The 1,278-nt window shown below is 58.6% G+C and carries 1 protein-coding gene; it reads left to right on the top strand.

Features of this window, described 5'->3' with window-relative positions:
• Window positions 1-215: 215 nt before the first annotated feature.
• Window positions 216-1,190 (top strand): porphobilinogen synthase, encoded by a 975-nt coding sequence (hemB, locus tag QMX93_RS30710; protein ID WP_282359334.1) that lies wholly within the window; start codon window positions 216-218, stop codon window positions 1,188-1,190.
• Window positions 1,191-1,278: the final 88 nt, after the last annotated feature.

The raw sequence follows: 1,278 nt of genomic DNA, 5'->3' as shown, positions 1-1,278 counted from the left end.
TAGGAGCTGCCGAAGGCTGCGATCTTTTGATGTTGATTGTTAAATGCAAGATCAAAAGATCGCAGCCTTCGGCAGCTCCTACACTGGATCCGGGATTATTGCGTACCCGGTAACGCTCTCTTGATTGATCCAGGTTTGTACCTCACCCCCCGCAAGGCATAAGCTTCGCCCCCTACGACTTTCGTCTCATCTGCCGTTTTTTCAGGAAAGGCCCCATGTCCAGTCAGTTCCCCGAAGCACGTCCCCGCCGTCTGCGCCGCAATGCGAGCCTGCGCAGTCTGTTCCAGGAAACCGAATTCAGCCTGAACGACCTGGTGTTGCCGATCTTCGTCGAAGAAGAAATCGACGACTTCGTGCCGATCAAAAGCATGCCCGGCGTGATGCGTATTCCCGAGCGCAAACTGGCCAGCGAGATCGAGCGCTATGCGCGCGCCGGCATCAAATCGGTGATGACCTTTGGTGTGTCGCATCATCTGGACGGCAACGGCAGCGACACCTGGCGCGAAGACGGTCTGGTTTCGCGCATGTCGCGCATCGCCAAAGACGCTGTGCCGGACATGATCGTGATGTCCGACACTTGCTTCTGCGAATACACCGATCACGGCCACTGCGGCGTGATGCACAACCATGAAGTCGACAACGACCAGACCCTGATCAACCTCGGCAAGCAAGCCGTGGCCGCGGCCAGCGCTGGCGCTGATGTGATCGCGCCATCGGCGGCGATGGACGGTCAGGTGCGGGCGATTCGTCAAGCGCTGGACGCGGCCGGTTTCACCCAGGTTCCGATCATGGCCTATTCGACCAAATTCGCTTCGGCGCTGTATGGCCCGTTCCGTGAGGCAGGTGGCAGTGCGCTGAAGGGCGACCGCAAAAGCTATCAGATGAACCCGATGAACCGCCGCGAAGCACTGCGTGAGTCGTTGCTCGATGAGCAAGAAGGTGCCGACGCGCTGATGGTCAAACCGGCCGGTGCGTACCTGGACATCATCCGCGACATCCGCGAAGCCTCGAACTTGCCGTTGTCGGCGTATCAGGTCAGCGGCGAGTACGCGATGATCAAATTCGGCGCGCAGGCGGGTGCAATTGATGAAGATCGTGTGGTGCGCGAAAGCCTGGGCGCGATCAAGCGTGCGGGTGCGGATCTGATCTTTACCTACTTCGCGATGGACCTGGCCCTGGCCGGGATCTAAGCAACAGCGCAAATCAAAACTGTAGGAGTGAGCCTGCTCGCGAAGGCGTTGTATCAGTCAACATTGATGTCGGCTGATACAACGCCTT

The organism is Pseudomonas sp. PS01303 (assembly GCF_029959385.1).
Lineage (GTDB): Bacteria > Pseudomonadota > Gammaproteobacteria > Pseudomonadales > Pseudomonadaceae > Aquipseudomonas > Aquipseudomonas rustica.
This window is presented reverse-complemented; position numbering and strand designations above follow the sequence as displayed.

What these genes read in the sequence shown, in the direction of transcription:
- hemB (WP_282359334.1), top strand. Translation starts at nt 216, where the DNA reads ATGTCCAGTCAGTTCCCCGAAGCACGTCCCCGCCGTCTGCGCCGCAAT.